Below are 14,183 nucleotides of genomic sequence, written 5' to 3' on the forward strand. Positions count from 1 at the left end.
AGACGCTATGAGCTCCGCTGTCCAGGTCCGGGAACAAGGGGCCGACGTCGAGCGTCCGCTTCTCGAGATCAAAGATCTCGCGATCAACTTCCGCACGAGCAACGGCGATGTCAATGCCGTCCGCAACGCACACCTGACCATCATGCCCGGCGAAACAGTCGCCATTGTGGGCGAATCAGGCTCCGGAAAGTCGACGACGGCGCTGGCCGCCATCGGCCTCCTGCCCACCAACGGCCGGGTGGCCGGCGGCCAGATCCTGTTCGACGGCGAGGACATCTCCAACGCCAGCGAAAAGCGGATGATCGAACTGCGCGGCAGCCACATCGGCATGGTCCCGCAGGACCCGATGTCCAACCTGAACCCGGTGTGGAAGATCGGCTTCCAGGTGCGGGAGACGCTGAAGGCAAACGGGCTGCCCAGCGGCCCCGCCGACGTCGCCAAGGTGCTGTCCCAGGCGGGGCTGCCGGACGCGGAACGCCGCGCCAAGCAGTATCCGCATGAATTCTCCGGCGGCATGCGCCAGCGTGCGCTGATCGCCATCGGCCTGTCGTGCCAGCCGCGCCTGCTGATTGCGGACGAGCCGACGTCGGCCCTGGATGTCACCGTCCAGCGGCAGATCCTGGATCACCTGGAAACGATGACCGCGGAACTCGGCACCGCAGTGCTCCTGATCACCCACGACCTGGGCCTCGCGGCCGAGCGGGCCGACAAGGTGGTGGTCATGTACCGCGGCCAGGTGGTCGAGGCCGGGCCGTCCCTGGAACTCCTCCGGAACCCGCGGCATCCGTACACGCAGCGGCTGGTCGCATCGGCACCGTCGCTGGCCTCCCGCCGCATCCAGGTGGCGAAGGAGCAGGGCGTGGAATCTTCGGATCTGCTTGCCCCCACGGAACCTGTCGCCGTCGAGGAATCGTTGCCCGAGGATGTCCTGAAGGTCCAGGACCTGACGAAGGTCTTCAAGCTCCGCGGTGCACTCGGAAAATCGACCGACTTCACTGCGGTGGACAACGTCTCCTTCAGCGTCAAGCGCGGAACCACGACGGCGATCGTGGGGGAGTCGGGCTCCGGCAAGTCGACGGTGGCCCAGATGGTGCTGAACCTGCTGACCCCGACGTCCGGGACCATCATCTTCGACGGCGTGGACACGTCCACGCTCGGCAGCAAGCAGCTGTTTGGCTTCCGGCGTCGGGTGCAGCCGATCTTCCAGGACCCGTACGGATCGCTGGACCCGATGTACAACATCTTCCGGACCATCGAAGAGCCGTTGCGGACCCACAAGGTAGGCAACAAGGCCAGCCGTGAAAAGAAGGTCAGGGAACTGCTGGACCAGGTGGCGCTGCCGCAGTCCGCCATGCAGCGGTACCCCAACGAGCTCTCCGGCGGCCAGCGCCAGCGTGTGGCGATTGCCCGCGCGCTTGCGCTGGATCCGGAAGTGATCATCTGCGACGAGGCAGTGTCGGCGCTGGACGTGCTGGTCCAGGCGCAGGTGCTGAACCTGCTCGCGGACCTGCAGTCCAACCTCGGGCTCACCTACCTGTTCATCACCCATGACCTCGCGGTGGTCCGGCAGATCGCCGATCACGTGTGCGTCATGGAGAAGGGAAAACTGGTAGAAACCGGCTCAACGGACGACGTCTTTGATTCGCCGCAGCAGGACTACACCAGGGCCCTGCTCAATGCGATTCCCGGTGCACAGCTGATGCTTCCGCCGGAAGTTGCCTGACCTGCCCTGACCGCAACAGCAAAGGAGCCGGTGACCGCCCAATGGGTGGCCACCGGCTCCTTTAGCGTCCGCGGCTTGTTCTGTGCGGGCGTCCGGCAACCGTCCTATTCGAGGCCGAGCCCGAGGCCCAGCGCCGCGAGCCTGCTGCCCAGCAGCGCGCCGAGCGCGCGGTGACCGGCGTCGTTCATGTGGACCCTGTCAGCGAGCTCGCCCTCGAGGCCGTACCGGGTCAGCCAGCCGCCGACGCCGACAAACGGAATGCCGTGGTCTGCGGCCACCGTCCCCAGCAGGGCATCCACCTCGGTGCGCCGGCCGCCGCCATGCTCGGCACTCTTCGACAGCGTGCCCACCATGGCGAGCTTTGCGCCCGGATAGCGCTGCTTGATGGTTTTGATGAGGCGCTCGGCGTTCGCAACGATCTGGTCGTCACTCGCGCCCTGCTTGGCGTCATTTCCGCCGCCCTCGATGACCACCAGCGGGGGGAAACCGTAGGGCAGGTGCCAGTCACCGCGCTGGAGGGCGTCGATGTAGTTGCCCGTCGTGCCGTTGGAGGCAACATATCCGGTGCCTCCCTTGCCGCAGAAGAACACGTCGTAGCCGATGCCGGCGAGGGCCCGGCGCGGCCAGCTGCGGGCCGGTTCGGACTGCGAATCGCCGATCAGCAGGGCTGTGCGGGCGATGTTGTCCACGATCACCTCGTCCCGCCCGTTGGCAGGATTCCGGTACAGGGCGCCGTCGGGAAGGGCAGCGGGATTGGCCGGGGCGGCGAGGTCACCCTGCACCGCAGAGCCGGCAGCCACCGCCTCGCCCGGAGCGGCCACCGGCGCCGGGGCGGCAGCGCGGGGTAAAGAGCCGCCCGCCGTTGCGCCGGGCGCAGGTTCGGCGGGCATTCCACAGCCGGCGAGCAGAACGCTGGCGGCAATCATGGGGCCAATCAGGACGGCCCGCTTCGAGGCGTGTAGCATCCTGGAACTCCTGGCCTGTTCGAAAGTGTTCCAGTAATAGTGGTGCATCACTTCGGGAAAAGCCAGTGATTTTGCTCACATGACGTGCCTGTGGATTCACGATTTGGTAACGGGGCGGGGAATGGCCCGCATTAGGTTTTTAGGCCAATAAATGGGAGAGCGTCTAGACTTGCAGTAGGTGCCCTGTGTTAAAGGGTCTGATCCGTCGTGCGTTCCGGTTGGAAATGTCGCGATACAACAGCTGACTTCACCACTGAATCGAGCAATAACGCATGTCTGAAACCACCACCAACACCGCGGTAGCCACTGCATCGCGCAGTGACCTGCGCAACGTCGCGATTGTGGCCCACGTTGACCACGGCAAGACCACGCTGGTCGACGCCATGCTCAAGCAGACCAACTCTTTTGCCGAGCACAACCACCTCGAAGACCGCGTCATGGACTCCGGTGACCTTGAGCGCGAAAAGGGCATCACCATCCTGGCCAAGAACACCACCGTGGCCTACAACGGACCGTCCTCCAACGGTGAGACCATCACCATCAACGTGATCGACACCCCCGGCCACGCGGACTTCGGCGGCGAGGTTGAGCGCGGCCTGTCCATGGTTGACGGCGTGGTGCTCCTGGTCGACGCTTCCGAGGGCCCGTTGCCCCAGACCCGCTTCGTGCTGCGCAAGGCCCTGGCCGCGCACCTGCCGGTCATCCTGCTCGTGAACAAGACGGACCGTCCCGACGCCCGCATCGAGGAAGTCGTCCACGAGTCCATGGACCTGCTCCTGGGCCTTGCCTCCGACCTCGCGGACGAAGTTCCGGACCTGGACCTGGACAAGATCCTCGAAGTCCCCGTCGTCTACGCAGCCGCCAAGGTGGGCCGCGCATCCCTCGAGCAGCCGGCCGACGGCTCCGCTCCGGAAAACGAGGACCTTGAGCCGCTGTTCAAGACGATCATCGAGCACATCCCGGCACCGACGTACGACCCGAACGGCGTCCTGCAGGCGCACGTCACCAACCTGGACGCCTCGCCGTTCCTGGGCCGCCTGGCTCTGCTCCGCATCTACAACGGCACCCTGCGCAAGGGCCAGACCGTCGCATGGGCACGTGCCAACGGCGAACTGAAGAACGTCAAGATCACCGAACTGCTGGCAACCAAGGCGCTGGACCGCGTTCCCGCCGAGTCCGCCGGCCCGGGCGAGATCGTCGCCGTCGCCGGCATCGAGGAGATCACCATCGGTGAGACCCTGACCGACGCCGACAACCCCCAGCCGCTGCCGCTGATCACCGTGGACGATCCCGCGATCTCCATGACCATCGGTATCAACACGTCCCCGCTGGCCGGCAAGGTCAAGGGCGCCAAGGTCACCGCCCGCCAGGTGAAGGACCGCCTGGACAAGGAACTGATCGGTAACGTCTCCATCAGGGTTCTGCCGACCGAGCGTCCCGACGCTTGGGAAGTCCAGGGCCGTGGCGAGCTCGCGCTGGCCATCCTGGTCGAGCAGATGCGCCGTGAAGGCTTCGAACTGACGGTCGGCAAGCCGCAGGTAGTCACCAGGACCGTTGACGGCAAGATCCACGAGCCGATGGAACACATGACCATCGACGTGCCGGAGGAGTACCTCGGTGCCGTCACGCAGCTCATGGCCGCCCGCAAGGGCCGCATGACCAACATGGCGAACCACGGCACCGGCTGGTGCCGCATGGAGTTCATCGTTCCGGCCCGTGGCCTCATCGGCTTCCGCACCAAGTTCCTCACGGACACCCGCGGCGCCGGCATCGCGTCCTCTATCTCCGAGGGCTACGAGCCCTGGGCCGGCCCGATCGAGTACCGCACCAACGGTTCGATGATCGCCGACCGCGCCGGCGTTGTGACGCCGTTCGCCATGATCAACCTGCAGGAACGCGGCTCCTTCTTCGTGAAGCCCACCTCGGAGGTCTACGAGGGCATGATCGTGGGCGAGAACTCCCGCGCCGACGACATGGACGTGAACATCACCAAGGAAAAGAAGCTCACCAACATGCGTGCCGCTTCCTCCGACACCTTCGAGAACCTGACGCCGCCGCGCGACCTGACCCTCGAAGAGTCCCTCGAATTCGCCCGCGAGGACGAGTGCGTTGAGGTTACCCCGGAGTCCATCCGTATCCGCAAGGTCATCCTGGACACCAACGAGCGCTCCAAGGCAAACCGCGCCCGCGCCAAGGTCTGATCCGGCACCCTCCGGTCATCAACCTCGTGAACAATAGAGCTGCCGGCATGGCAGGCGGCATAGCCGCCGCCGTGCCGGCAGCTCTTTTTGCTGCACTGGCCGGCACGGCGCTGCACCACCAACAGGTGGTGATGGCCGGCGTCGAGCTCCCGCTGGGAGCGTTCGCCGCACTGATGCTGCTGGCCTCGGTTCAGCTGCTTCTGGCGGCCGCGTTCCGTTCACCCATTCCGACGGCGGTCTGCGGCGTCCTCTGTTACGTCCTGGTCGGCTGGTGGTCGGCGATGGAGCCAGGAAAGCGGCTGATCGCGGGCGACCTCGCCGGCAACGCCTGGGTCTACGGGATCGTCGGCGTCACCGTGCTCATGCTCGTGTGGGCTAGGCGGTACCGCCGCCGGGCCCCAGGCAAGGCGGCAACTGCCGACACAGTGCCGGTCGCGGCCGACCGGCCGTCCTAGTCCGCCGTCGGGTCCCGGTGGTGGGCAATCATGAGTGAGGTGGCCTCGCCGTCGTCGTCTGCGGGGAGGGCCACGTACTCGTCCACTACCGCCCGGAGCTTGCCGAGCATTTCCTCGCGCCGTGCGGCGTTGAACTTCACGCCGAGCCGCCAGACCTCGATGTCCTCCGGGGGGAGATCCCGGATTTCCTGCAGGAACGTCTCGATGAGGATGGGCGAGACGTTGTCCACCGGAGTGCTCCAGGACTTGCGGCTGGCGATGTAGGGCACCTCGGTGGCCCCGCGCCGGCCCTTCCGGCGTTCCTCAGCGAGCAGGAACCCGGTCCGCACCAGCGTACGGACGTGGTGCAGGCTGGAGGCGGGATTGAGGTCCAGGAGTTCGGCGATTTCCTTATTGGTCCGCGACTGGTGCAGGCACAGCCGGAGAATCCTGAGCCGCAGCGGAGAACTCAGCGCGCGGCCCTTAGCCACCAGGTCTGCGTCGTCGCTCTCCAGCGCTGTCATAGACGCAAGTGTAGCCAGCAATAAGTGATTGACATACATCAATCGCTGCCGGAAACTGTTGCCGTGACAGCTGACTCCACCGCAGCAGATACCGCCGCCACGTCGCTGTGGCGGGACCGCAACTTCGCCACATTCTGGACCGGGCAGGCGATGAGCCAGTTCGGCGCCCAGCTGGGGCAGCTGGCCTTTCCGGTGCTGGCAGTTTCGGTGCTTCAGGCTTCCGAATTCGAGGTGGGCGTCCTGAACGCCGCCGGCCTGGCGGCCTTCCTGATCATCGGACTTCCGGCCGGCGCTTGGGTGGACCGGTGGCTTAAGCGGCGAACCATGATCATCGCCGACGCCGCCCGGATGGCGGCCATGGCCGCCGTGCCCGTGCTGTGGTGGGGCGGCATCCTGGAAATCTGGCATCTCTACGTCATTTCAGCGCTGGTGGGCACGGCCACAGTGTTCTTTGACGTCTCGTACCAAAGCTATGTGCCTGTCCTGGTGGGCTCCCGGCATGTCACCGAAGCCAATTCCAAGCTCGAATCCACCGCGCAGATAGCCAGGATTGGCGGACCCGCGGCCGGCGGGGCGCTCCTGACCTTTGTGTCGGCGCCGGTGCTGTTCCTGGGGGAGGCCGCCGGGTATCTCCTCTCCGCGGTCTTCCTCGCCCGGACCCGCGACAGCGAGGAGCGCGCCACCCCGGCGGACAGGCGCCCGCTCGGCACCGAGATCAAGGAAGGCCTTGCGTTCGTGGTGGGGCACCCACTGATCAGCCGCATCGCCGCCTGCACCGCAGGCATGAATTTCTGCGGCACGCTCATCTACACACTCATGCCCTTGCTGGTCCTAAGGGACCTCGGACTCGGGCCCCAGGGCGTGGGGCTGATCATGACTGCCGGCGCAGCCGGAGGCCTGCTGGGCGCCGTCACCGCGACCCGGCTGGCAGCACGGATCGGCGAAGGCACGGTGATACCGCTCTGCGCCCTGGCCAGTTCGGTTTTTCTGGTGCTGGTCCCAGTCGCCGCGGTCGTCCACGAGCCTGCCGTCTCGCTGGTGCTCCTGCTCGTTTCCGAGTTCGGTTTCGGCATTAACGTGCTCGTCTACAACATCATGCAGCTGACCATGCGCCAGCGGGTGTGTCCGCCACGATTGCTGGGCAGGATGAACGCATCCATCCGGTTCGCCGTCTGGGGCGTGATGCCGCTGGCCGCGCTCGCCTCCGGGTTCCTCGGCGAGCACATCGGTCTTGTTCCGGCGATCTCCATCGGCGCGGCCTGCAGCTTCCTCGCGGCCCTCCCGGTGCTGTTGTCGCCGCTGCGGAGGATGCGAAAGCTTCCGGACCAGGTGCTCGAGGACTGAGGGCTGTCACGCCCCGGTACGCGGCCTTCGCCGCAACGGCGCCGGCGGCACCTCCTTGGCGGCGACCACCAGGTCCAGGGCAATGGCGACGTCGGACCTCCGGGTCCGCACGGTGCACTGGGCGTCGCCGCACTCCAGTAGGTCTCCGAGGGCGTCCGTGAATCCGCCCTCGATCCGGTAACGCACCACCACGCGGGTCCCCGGCGGGGCGGCGGCCAGGAATTCCCGGGGCGATGGCGTAGGCAGACTCACGCCTTCAATCGTATGACGCGACCCGGAGTGTGACGCGCCGCTTCGTTCGCGGTGCGGGCCTGGGAGATAATAGGCTCGGAAGTCGATAGTCCGGCATGCAGGCCGGAAGCAACAACCGGCCAGTCGCCGGAACCAACGTGGAGAGGCAAGGGACGTGACGTACGTAATCGCGCAGCCGTGTGTAGATGTTAAGGACAAGGCATGCATTGAGGAGTGCCCCGTCGATTGCATCTACGAAGGCGAGCGTTCCCTCTATATCCATCCCGATGAATGCGTCGACTGCGGTGCCTGCGAACCGGTCTGCCCGGTGGAGGCCATCTACTACGAGGACGACACCCCCGAAGAGTGGGCCGACTACTACAAGGCCAACGTGGAGTTCTTCGACGACCTCGGTTCCCCGGGCGGTGCCGCGAAAGTGGGCAACACCCACACGGACCACCCGATGATCGCTGCACTGCCGCCGCAGAACCAGGACCACTGAGGCGGGCGCGTAGGTGACGACAGCTGTGCGTAGTTTCGGCCTGAGCCTTCCCGATTACCCGTGGGAGGCGATGGCGCCGTACCTCGCCAGAGCGGCCCAGCACCCGGGCGGGGCCGTCAACTTGTCCATCGGAACGCCCGTAGATCCCACGCCCGCGGTCATCCAGGACGCCCTCCGCGCCGCGGCGGACGCCCCCGGCTACCCCACGGTGCACGGCACTCCTGCGCTGCGGGAGGCGATCGCCGGATGGTTTGCACGCCGGCGCGGCGTTCAGGGGCTAGACCCCCGGGATGTCATGCCCACGGTCGGCTCCAAGGAGCTGGTGGCCTGGCTGCCGTTCCTGCTCGGCCTGAGGCCCGGCGACGTCGTGGTCCGCCCCACGGTTGCCTACCCCACCTACGACATCGGGGCGACTTTTTCCGGAGCCACCGCCGTGGCCGCGGACGACCTCGATGAACTGGACGCCGCCACCCGTGCGAAGGTCCGGCTTGTCTGGGTCAACTCCCCGGGCAACCCGACCGGCAGTGTCCGCGATGCGGCCTCTCTGCGGAAGATCGTGGACCAGGCCCGCGAAATCGGCGCGCTCGTGGCCTCCGACGAGTGCTATGCCGAACTCGGCTGGGGGGAGTGGGACCTGCAGCGCGGGGGAGAAGCCGTTCCGAGCATCCTTGATCCCCGTGTGGCTGGCGGCTCCCACGACGGCCTCCTGGCGGTCTATTCGCTGAGCAAGCAGTCCAACCTGGCCGGCTACCGGGCGGCCTTCGTTGCGGGCGATTCAGCCATCATGGCCAACCTCGTCAACAGCCGCAAGCACGCCGGAATGATCGTCCCCTACCCGGTCCAGGAAGCCATGCGGGTGGCCCTGGGCGACGACGGGCACGTGCAGGCACAGAAGGACCTGTACCGCGGGCGCCGCGAACGGATCCTGCCCGCGCTCGAAGGTTTCGGCCTGGAGATCCAAGCGTCCTCCGCCGGCCTGTACCTGTGGTGCACCGCCGGCGAAGCAACTTGGGACACGGTGGCGCGCCTGGCGGAGCGGGGCATCGTGGTGGGGCCCGGAGTGTTCTACGGCGACGCCGGCAACGGCTACGTCCGCGTGGCGCTCACCGGATCGGATGAGCGGATCGACGCCGCGGTGGCCCGGCTGGCCAGTGCCCCCTAACGGTTACCCCGTAACAATGGTGTGACACGCGCCACAAGTGGGCCGTTTTGGGGGATATTTGGCGGTCGCGGATTAGTGGTGCGTTGCAAGTGGCGGTACTTTTTAACTGACTATCAATGGTGGCTTTCTACAAGAAGGCAGCACGGCCGTTGGATATCCCGCCTGTGCGGGATCCCCGCGCGGCTCACCTGATGTTGGATCAAGCTTTCTACAGAGAGGCCCCGACGCCTCATGAGGAGACTCCATGACTGAGACCACCAGCGCAACCCTGCGCCATGCGGGCGGCGAACTCGAACTCCCGCGCATCAAGGTTGTAGAAGGAAACGAAGGCTATGACGTTTCCAAACTGCTGAAGCAGACGGGCGCCGTTGCCTTTGACCCCGGCTTCATGAATACCGCGGCCACCACCTCGGCGATCACCTACATCGACGGCGACGCAGGCATCCTGCGGTACCGCGGCTACCCGATCGAGCAGTTGGCCCAGCACTCCAGCTTCCTGGAAGTTTCCTACCTGCTCATCTACGGCAACCTGCCCACGCCCACCGAGTTGGATGCCTTCGACCAGCGGATCCGCCACCACACCCTGCTGCACGAGGAGCTCAAGGGCTTCTTCAGCGGCTTCCCCCGTGACGCCCACCCGATGCCGGTGCTGTCGTCGGCCGTCTCCGCGTTGTCGACCTTCTACCAGGATTCGCTGGACCCCTTCAATGCCGAGCAGGTGGAGGTCTCCACCATCCGCCTGATGGCCAAGATGCCGGTCATCGCCGCCTACGCGCACAAGAAGTCCATCGGTCAGCCGATGCTCTACCCGGACAACTCCCACAACCTCGTGGAGAACTTCCTGCGCCTCAGCTTCGGCCTGCCGGCCGAGCAGTACGAGATGGACCCAGTGATCGCCAAGGCACTGGACCTGCTGCTCATCCTGCACGCCGACCACGAGCAGAACTGCTCCACCTCCACGGTCCGGCTGGTGGGTTCCTCCAACGCCAACCTCTTCGCCTCCGTCTCCGCCGGCATCAACGCCCTCTTCGGCCCGGCCCACGGCGGCGCCAACGAGGCGGTCCTCAAGATGCTGCGCCAGATCCAGGCCGACGGCATCAAGCCAGAGGACTACATGGAGAAGGTCAAGAACAAGGAAGACGGCGTCCGCCTCATGGGCTTCGGGCACCGCGTCTACAAGAACTACGATCCCCGCGCCAAAATCATCAAGGCGACCGCGCACGAGGTCCTCAGCAAGCTCGGCGGCAACGACGAACTCCTTGACATCGCGATGCGCCTCGAAGAGAAGGCCCTGGGCGACGACTACTTCATCCAGCGCAAGCTCTACCCGAACGTGGACTTCTACACCGGCCTCATCTACAAGGCCATGGGCTTCCCGGAGAAGATGTTCACCGTGCTGTTCGCCATCGGCCGCCTGCCGGGCTGGATTGCGCAGTGGCGTGAAATGATCAGCGACCCCAACACGAAGATCGGCCGCCCGCGGCAGCTCTACACGGGAGAGCCCGAGCGGCACTACCCGGCCCGCTAACAGCGACCGCCCAAAACGACGCCGGGCCCGCCCCCCCCCAAAGGTGGGCGGGCCCCCGGGGTGGGGTTTTGAGGGGGTGGCGGCCCCCCCCCCCACCCCCCACCCCCCCCCGGCCCCCCCCCCCCCCAGGGGGGGCGCGGCCGGCGTCGTTGTTATTGGCAGGGTTTCGCTCCCCGCCCCCTAACCTCGCAAGCCCGGTCAGGGAACACGGCGGGCGCGGGCCCGGGCTCAGCCAGCGTCGACGTAGCCGTGCGGGTTGTTTTTCTGCCAGCGCCAGTGGTCCTCGCACATTTCGTCGACCGTCTTGGTGGTGGACCAGGAGAGATCGGCGAGGGCCGAGGTCGCATCCGCCCAGAAAGCCGGCAGGTCCCCGGCACGGCGGCCCGTGACCTCGTACGGAAGCGCGTGGCCCACGGCTTTTTCGAAGGACCGCAGGACCTCCAGCACGGAGGAACCCCTGCCTGAACCGAGGTTCCAGCGGAACACGCCGCTGCGTCCGGTGATGTGGTCCAGGGCCGCGACATGGCCCTCGGCGAGGTCCACCACGTGGATGTAGTCGCGCAGGCAGGTGCCGTCCGGGGTGTTGTAGTCGCCGCCGAACACCATGAGCTTCTCGCGCCGGCCGACGGCCACCTGGGCGATGAACGGGACGAGGTTGTTCGGGATGCCCTGCGGGTCTTCACCGATGCGGCCTGAGGGGTGGGCGCCCACCGGGTTGAAGTAGCGCAGCAGTGCTATATGCCAGCGGTCGTCGGCGGCGCCGAGGTCCGACAGGATGTCCTCGATCTGTTCCTTGGTGCGGCCGTACGGGTTGTTCGCGCCGATTTCCATCTTCTCCACGTACGGGACGGCATTGTGCTCGCCGTAGACGGTGGCAGAGGAGCTGAAGACGATCGAGCGGACGCCGTGCCGGTCCATGGCCCTGATGAGGTTCAGCGTGCCGACCAGATTGTTGTGGTAGTACTTCAGCGGCTCACGCACGGATTCGCCCACGGCCTTGAGGCCGGCGAAATGGATGACGGCATCGATGCCGTGCCGGTCGAAGACGGCGTCGACGGCGGGCTCGTCCAGCAGGTCCACGTTGTGGAAGACGGCCTCCTTGCCCGTGAGTTCGGCGACCCGACGCAGGGACTCTTCGCTCGAGTTCACCAGGTTGTCGATGACAACCACATCGTGGCCGGCTTGCTGCAGGGACAATACCGTGTGCGAACCGATGTAGCCGGTGCCGCCGGTGACCAGAATTTTCATGCTCCAACGTTATCCCAACCGCACCGGCGGTTACCGACTGTTTCGGCCATGGCGGCGGCGGGAACCTCGGCGGGCCTCCCCCGCGTCACGGCACAAGCGTGCTAAAAACAAGGGTGCCCAAAATAGTGGATGCCGCCGCCCGGCGCCTGGAGATTGTTGACGCCGTATGCCGGATCATCGCCACCGACGGACTGGAACGTGCGTCCCTGCGCGAGGTTGCCGACGAGGCAGGCCTGGCAGTGGGCTCGGTGCGGCACTATTTCGCCACGAGCGAGGAGTTGCTGACGCTCTCCTTCGCGGCCGTGGTGGACCGCATCCTTGGCCGCCTTGACGCTGCCCTTGCCGGGGTATCCCGAGCATCCGGCGCCGATGCGCAGCACGAGGCAGTTTTAACCCTGCTGAGCGAGTTCCTCCCGCTGGATGAGGAACGTGCCTTGGATGCCTGTGCGTGGCTCGCCTTCAAGAATGCGGCACGGATCCGGCCGTTCCTTGCCGCCGAAGCCGACCGGAGCCACCGGGCCGTGGCCGCCGTCGTCGGGCAGTTGATCACCCGCCTTCTGGCCGAGGGCGACAGCGGCGGCGTGCAGCTGGTCACCGAGGCCGAGCGCCTCCTTGCCACTTTGGACGGGCTGACGATGCACGCGCTCCTGCAACCGGCGTGGCTGACCCGGGAAATGTGCCGGGATGTGCTCGAATCCCATCTGGCGGGGCTTCGCAGGACCGCCGGCGCCAGCCATTAACGTCCCCGGGCTGGGGGAATAGACTGAAAGCCGGAGAGCGGGTTGCCGGATAAACGGGGGCGGAGTTCAAGATGCCAAGGAGGCATGCGGATGCAGCACACAGGCGGTCCAGGCTGGCGAATCACCATGGACACGTCAGGGCCCATGCTCATTGCCCTTTACATACGTGATGTTTCCGGACTGGACGGTGCAGGCTTTCCCGCCCTTTCCCATGCCGCGCCCAAGGTCCGGCACGCCGATCACTCCCACCTGACCGCCGAGGTGGGTGGGATCAGCGCACTCAAGACCGAGTGGGAAGCCTGGTGGGAACAGCTCGTGAAGGCCCATCCGCAGATGTCCCCGGAGATGTCGCCGCCGGGCTTCAGGTCCTTTGCCAATTCCCCGGCGCTCCGGCGGGTACTGCAGGCGCACTTCGGGGCCGCCCTGACCTGGGCCCGGGAGCGCCGGAAGGAATACGCGGAGCTGGAAGCCGAACGCGTGGCCGGCGGTTCCGCGCACCTGCTGGAGGACATCGTGGAGGACCGGCTGCTCGAGGTCGGCCGGAATTCACGGGACTTCGACCTGACCATCATTGAACTCCCGCTCGATGAGCAGCGCGCATGGTTCCTGGAACCTGACAAGATCATCATGAGCCACGACCTGTTGTCCCAGCCCGAAGTGTTCCGGAGCTACGTGCAGCCAGTCGTGGAAATACTGGTCTAAGCCGGGTCCCCGGCAAGGGTGATAACTACCCTGCCGTCGGAGGCGCCCGCGTCCTGCCATCCGTTCCGGGCCTGCCGGTCCCAGCTTTGTCCGTCGACCTGGACGCGGGTAACGGCGAACTTTTTCGCGTTTGCCACCGCCCAGTGCGCCAGCGACCACGCCAGGTCATCCGTTGCCTCCAGTTCGAGGGTCCGGCCGGACGCCGTGGCGGGAAGGGCTCCGTACGCGGACTCGGCCTCGGCCAACAGGGCCTCGGGGTCACCGGCGGCGTCCGGGGTGCGGAGCGTGCAGTCAAGGGCACCGCGGGCCTGGCCGCTCAACGCCGAGGCGAAGACGCGGCCCATGGCCTCGTGCTGTGCATAGGCGCGGGGGTACGCCGAACGCTGGACGCGCTGCGCGGCCTCGGTGATCGCCATGGTCGCGTAACCGGGAACCTCCACGAGCGCGTCGTAAAACGCGTTCGTGGCGTGGTGCGGGTCCATCACCTGTTCCTGGGTGCCCCAGCCCTGGGAAGGCCGCTGCTGGAACAGGCCCCTGGAATCCGGTCCCGCCAGATCGCCGTGGCCGATATTCCTCAGCTTGGACTCCTGCATGGCCGTGGCGAGGGCGATGCTCGCCGCACGCGGCGGCAGCCCTCGGCGCACTGAGACGGCAGTGATCAAGGCCGCGTTGGCGGCCTGGTCCGTGGCCAGCTCGGCGCGTTGCGTCCCGACGACGGCGGTGCACCCTTCCGTGACGAGCTGCTCGGAGCGCTGCACCAGCGCTGTCACCGTGTAGATGCCGCCGGCGACGAGGACGAGGGAGAGGACGACGACGATCGCTCCGCGCAGCTTGCGTCTGCGTGTCACGTACTCTCCCTCAGGCCCTCGTCGGGCCGGT

At 66.4% G+C, this 14,183-nt stretch carries 14 protein-coding genes; 9 read left to right on the top strand and 5 right to left on the bottom strand.

Annotated features, from left to right (window positions below):
• Nucleotides 1-7: 7 nt before the first annotated feature.
• A complete protein-coding gene (locus tag ABFP37_RS03585; protein WP_347032757.1) occupies nt 8-1,723 on the top strand; it encodes an ABC transporter ATP-binding protein in 1,716 nt (571 codons plus the stop codon).
• A gap of 104 nt (nt 1,724-1,827) precedes the next feature.
• Here the strand turns inward: ABFP37_RS03585 and ABFP37_RS03590 are convergent, their stop codons facing one another.
• Entirely contained in the window at nt 1,828-2,688 is an 861-nt protein-coding gene (locus ABFP37_RS03590; protein WP_347032758.1) for an SGNH/GDSL hydrolase family protein, read from the bottom strand.
• 272 nt (nt 2,689-2,960) lie between these two features.
• On the opposite strand from ABFP37_RS03590, the gene typA reads away from it, so the two are divergent.
• A complete protein-coding gene (gene typA / locus ABFP37_RS03595) occupies nt 2,961-4,889 on the top strand; it encodes a translational GTPase TypA (protein ID WP_347032759.1) in 1,929 nt (642 codons plus the stop codon).
• 47 nt (nt 4,890-4,936) lie between these two features.
• Nucleotides 4,937-5,344 (top strand): hypothetical protein, encoded by a 408-nt coding sequence (locus ABFP37_RS03600; protein WP_347032760.1) that lies wholly within the window; start codon nt 4,937-4,939, stop codon nt 5,342-5,344.
• On the opposite strand, the gene ABFP37_RS03605 is transcribed toward ABFP37_RS03600, so the two are convergent.
• Nucleotides 5,341-5,847 carry a helix-turn-helix domain-containing protein gene (locus ABFP37_RS03605; RefSeq protein ID WP_078028114.1) on the bottom strand — a complete coding sequence of 169 codons (507 nt, stop codon included), beginning with the start codon at nt 5,845-5,847 and terminating at the stop codon, nt 5,341-5,343. The genes ABFP37_RS03600 and ABFP37_RS03605 overlap by 4 nt on opposite strands.
• 63 nt (nt 5,848-5,910) lie before the next feature.
• On the opposite strand from ABFP37_RS03605, the gene ABFP37_RS03610 reads away from it, so the two are divergent.
• On the top strand, nt 5,911-7,191 hold the full coding sequence (locus ABFP37_RS03610; RefSeq protein ID WP_347032761.1) for an MFS transporter: 1,281 nt from the start codon (nt 5,911-5,913) through the stop codon (nt 7,189-7,191).
• Between the two features lie 6 nt (nt 7,192-7,197).
• Here the strand turns inward: ABFP37_RS03610 and ABFP37_RS03615 are convergent, their stop codons facing one another.
• Nucleotides 7,198-7,443, bottom strand: coding sequence for a ferrous iron transport protein A (locus ABFP37_RS03615; RefSeq protein ID WP_347032762.1), 246 nt, complete (start codon nt 7,441-7,443; stop codon nt 7,198-7,200).
• Nucleotides 7,444-7,597: 154 nt separating this feature from the next.
• Here ABFP37_RS03615 and fdxA point away from each other — a divergent pair, with 154 nt between their 5' ends.
• The 3 genes from fdxA (at nt 7,598) to ABFP37_RS03630 (ending at nt 10,614) form a co-directional block, all read left to right on the top strand.
• Entirely contained in the window at nt 7,598-7,924 is a 327-nt protein-coding gene (gene fdxA / locus ABFP37_RS03620; RefSeq protein WP_028269445.1) for a ferredoxin, read from the top strand.
• A gap of 25 nt (nt 7,925-7,949) precedes the next feature.
• On the top strand, nt 7,950-9,086 hold the full coding sequence (gene dapC / locus ABFP37_RS03625; RefSeq protein ID WP_347032763.1) for a succinyldiaminopimelate transaminase: 1,137 nt from the start codon (nt 7,950-7,952) through the stop codon (nt 9,084-9,086).
• 244 nt (nt 9,087-9,330) lie between these two features.
• On the top strand, nt 9,331-10,614 hold the full coding sequence (locus ABFP37_RS03630) for a citrate synthase (RefSeq protein WP_078028110.1): 1,284 nt from the start codon (nt 9,331-9,333) through the stop codon (nt 10,612-10,614).
• A gap of 228 nt (nt 10,615-10,842) precedes the next feature.
• On the opposite strand, the gene galE is transcribed toward ABFP37_RS03630, so the two are convergent.
• Nucleotides 10,843-11,862: a UDP-glucose 4-epimerase GalE gene (gene galE / locus ABFP37_RS03635; RefSeq protein WP_347032764.1), complete on the bottom strand. Its 1,020-nt coding sequence runs from the start codon at nt 11,860-11,862 to the stop codon at nt 10,843-10,845.
• A 113-nt stretch (nt 11,863-11,975) separates the two neighbouring features.
• Here galE and ABFP37_RS03640 point away from each other — a divergent pair, with 113 nt between their 5' ends.
• Both ABFP37_RS03640 and ABFP37_RS03645 read left to right on the top strand, forming a co-directional pair.
• Entirely contained in the window at nt 11,976-12,602 is a 627-nt protein-coding gene (locus ABFP37_RS03640) for a TetR family transcriptional regulator C-terminal domain-containing protein (RefSeq protein WP_078028108.1), read from the top strand.
• A gap of 90 nt (nt 12,603-12,692) precedes the next feature.
• Entirely contained in the window at nt 12,693-13,304 is a 612-nt protein-coding gene (locus tag ABFP37_RS03645) for a hypothetical protein (RefSeq protein WP_078028208.1), read from the top strand.
• Here the strand turns inward: ABFP37_RS03645 and ABFP37_RS03650 are convergent.
• A complete protein-coding gene (locus ABFP37_RS03650) occupies nt 13,301-14,152 on the bottom strand; it encodes a hypothetical protein (protein ID WP_347032765.1) in 852 nt (283 codons plus the stop codon). The genes ABFP37_RS03645 and ABFP37_RS03650 overlap by 4 nt on opposite strands.
• Between the last annotated feature and the right edge of the window lie 31 nt (nt 14,153-14,183).

Source organism: Burkholderia sp. RS01, from assembly GCF_039748055.1.
Taxonomy (GTDB): domain Bacteria; phylum Actinomycetota; class Actinomycetes; order Actinomycetales; family Micrococcaceae; genus Arthrobacter.

Bases quoted from the DNA above. Each gene is read 5' to 3' on its own strand.
- ABFP37_RS03600 (WP_347032760.1), top strand. From the start codon at position 4,937: ATGGCAGGCGGCATAGCCGCCGCCGTGCCGGCAGCTCTTTTTGCTGCA.
- ABFP37_RS03585 (WP_347032757.1), top strand. From the start codon at position 8: ATGAGCTCCGCTGTCCAGGTCCGGGAACAAGGGGCCGACGTCGAGCGT.
- ABFP37_RS03605 (WP_078028114.1), bottom strand. From the start codon at position 5,847: ATGACAGCGCTGGAGAGCGACGACGCAGACCTGGTGGCTAAGGGCCGC.
- ABFP37_RS03645 (WP_078028208.1), top strand. From the start codon at position 12,693: ATGCAGCACACAGGCGGTCCAGGCTGGCGAATCACCATGGACACGTCA.
- ABFP37_RS03590 (WP_347032758.1), bottom strand. From the start codon at position 2,688: ATGCTACACGCCTCGAAGCGGGCCGTCCTGATTGGCCCCATGATTGCC.
- typA (WP_347032759.1), top strand. From the start codon at position 2,961: ATGTCTGAAACCACCACCAACACCGCGGTAGCCACTGCATCGCGCAGT.
- ABFP37_RS03630 (WP_078028110.1), top strand. From the start codon at position 9,331: ATGACTGAGACCACCAGCGCAACCCTGCGCCATGCGGGCGGCGAACTC.
- galE (WP_347032764.1), bottom strand. From the start codon at position 11,862: ATGAAAATTCTGGTCACCGGCGGCACCGGCTACATCGGTTCGCACACG.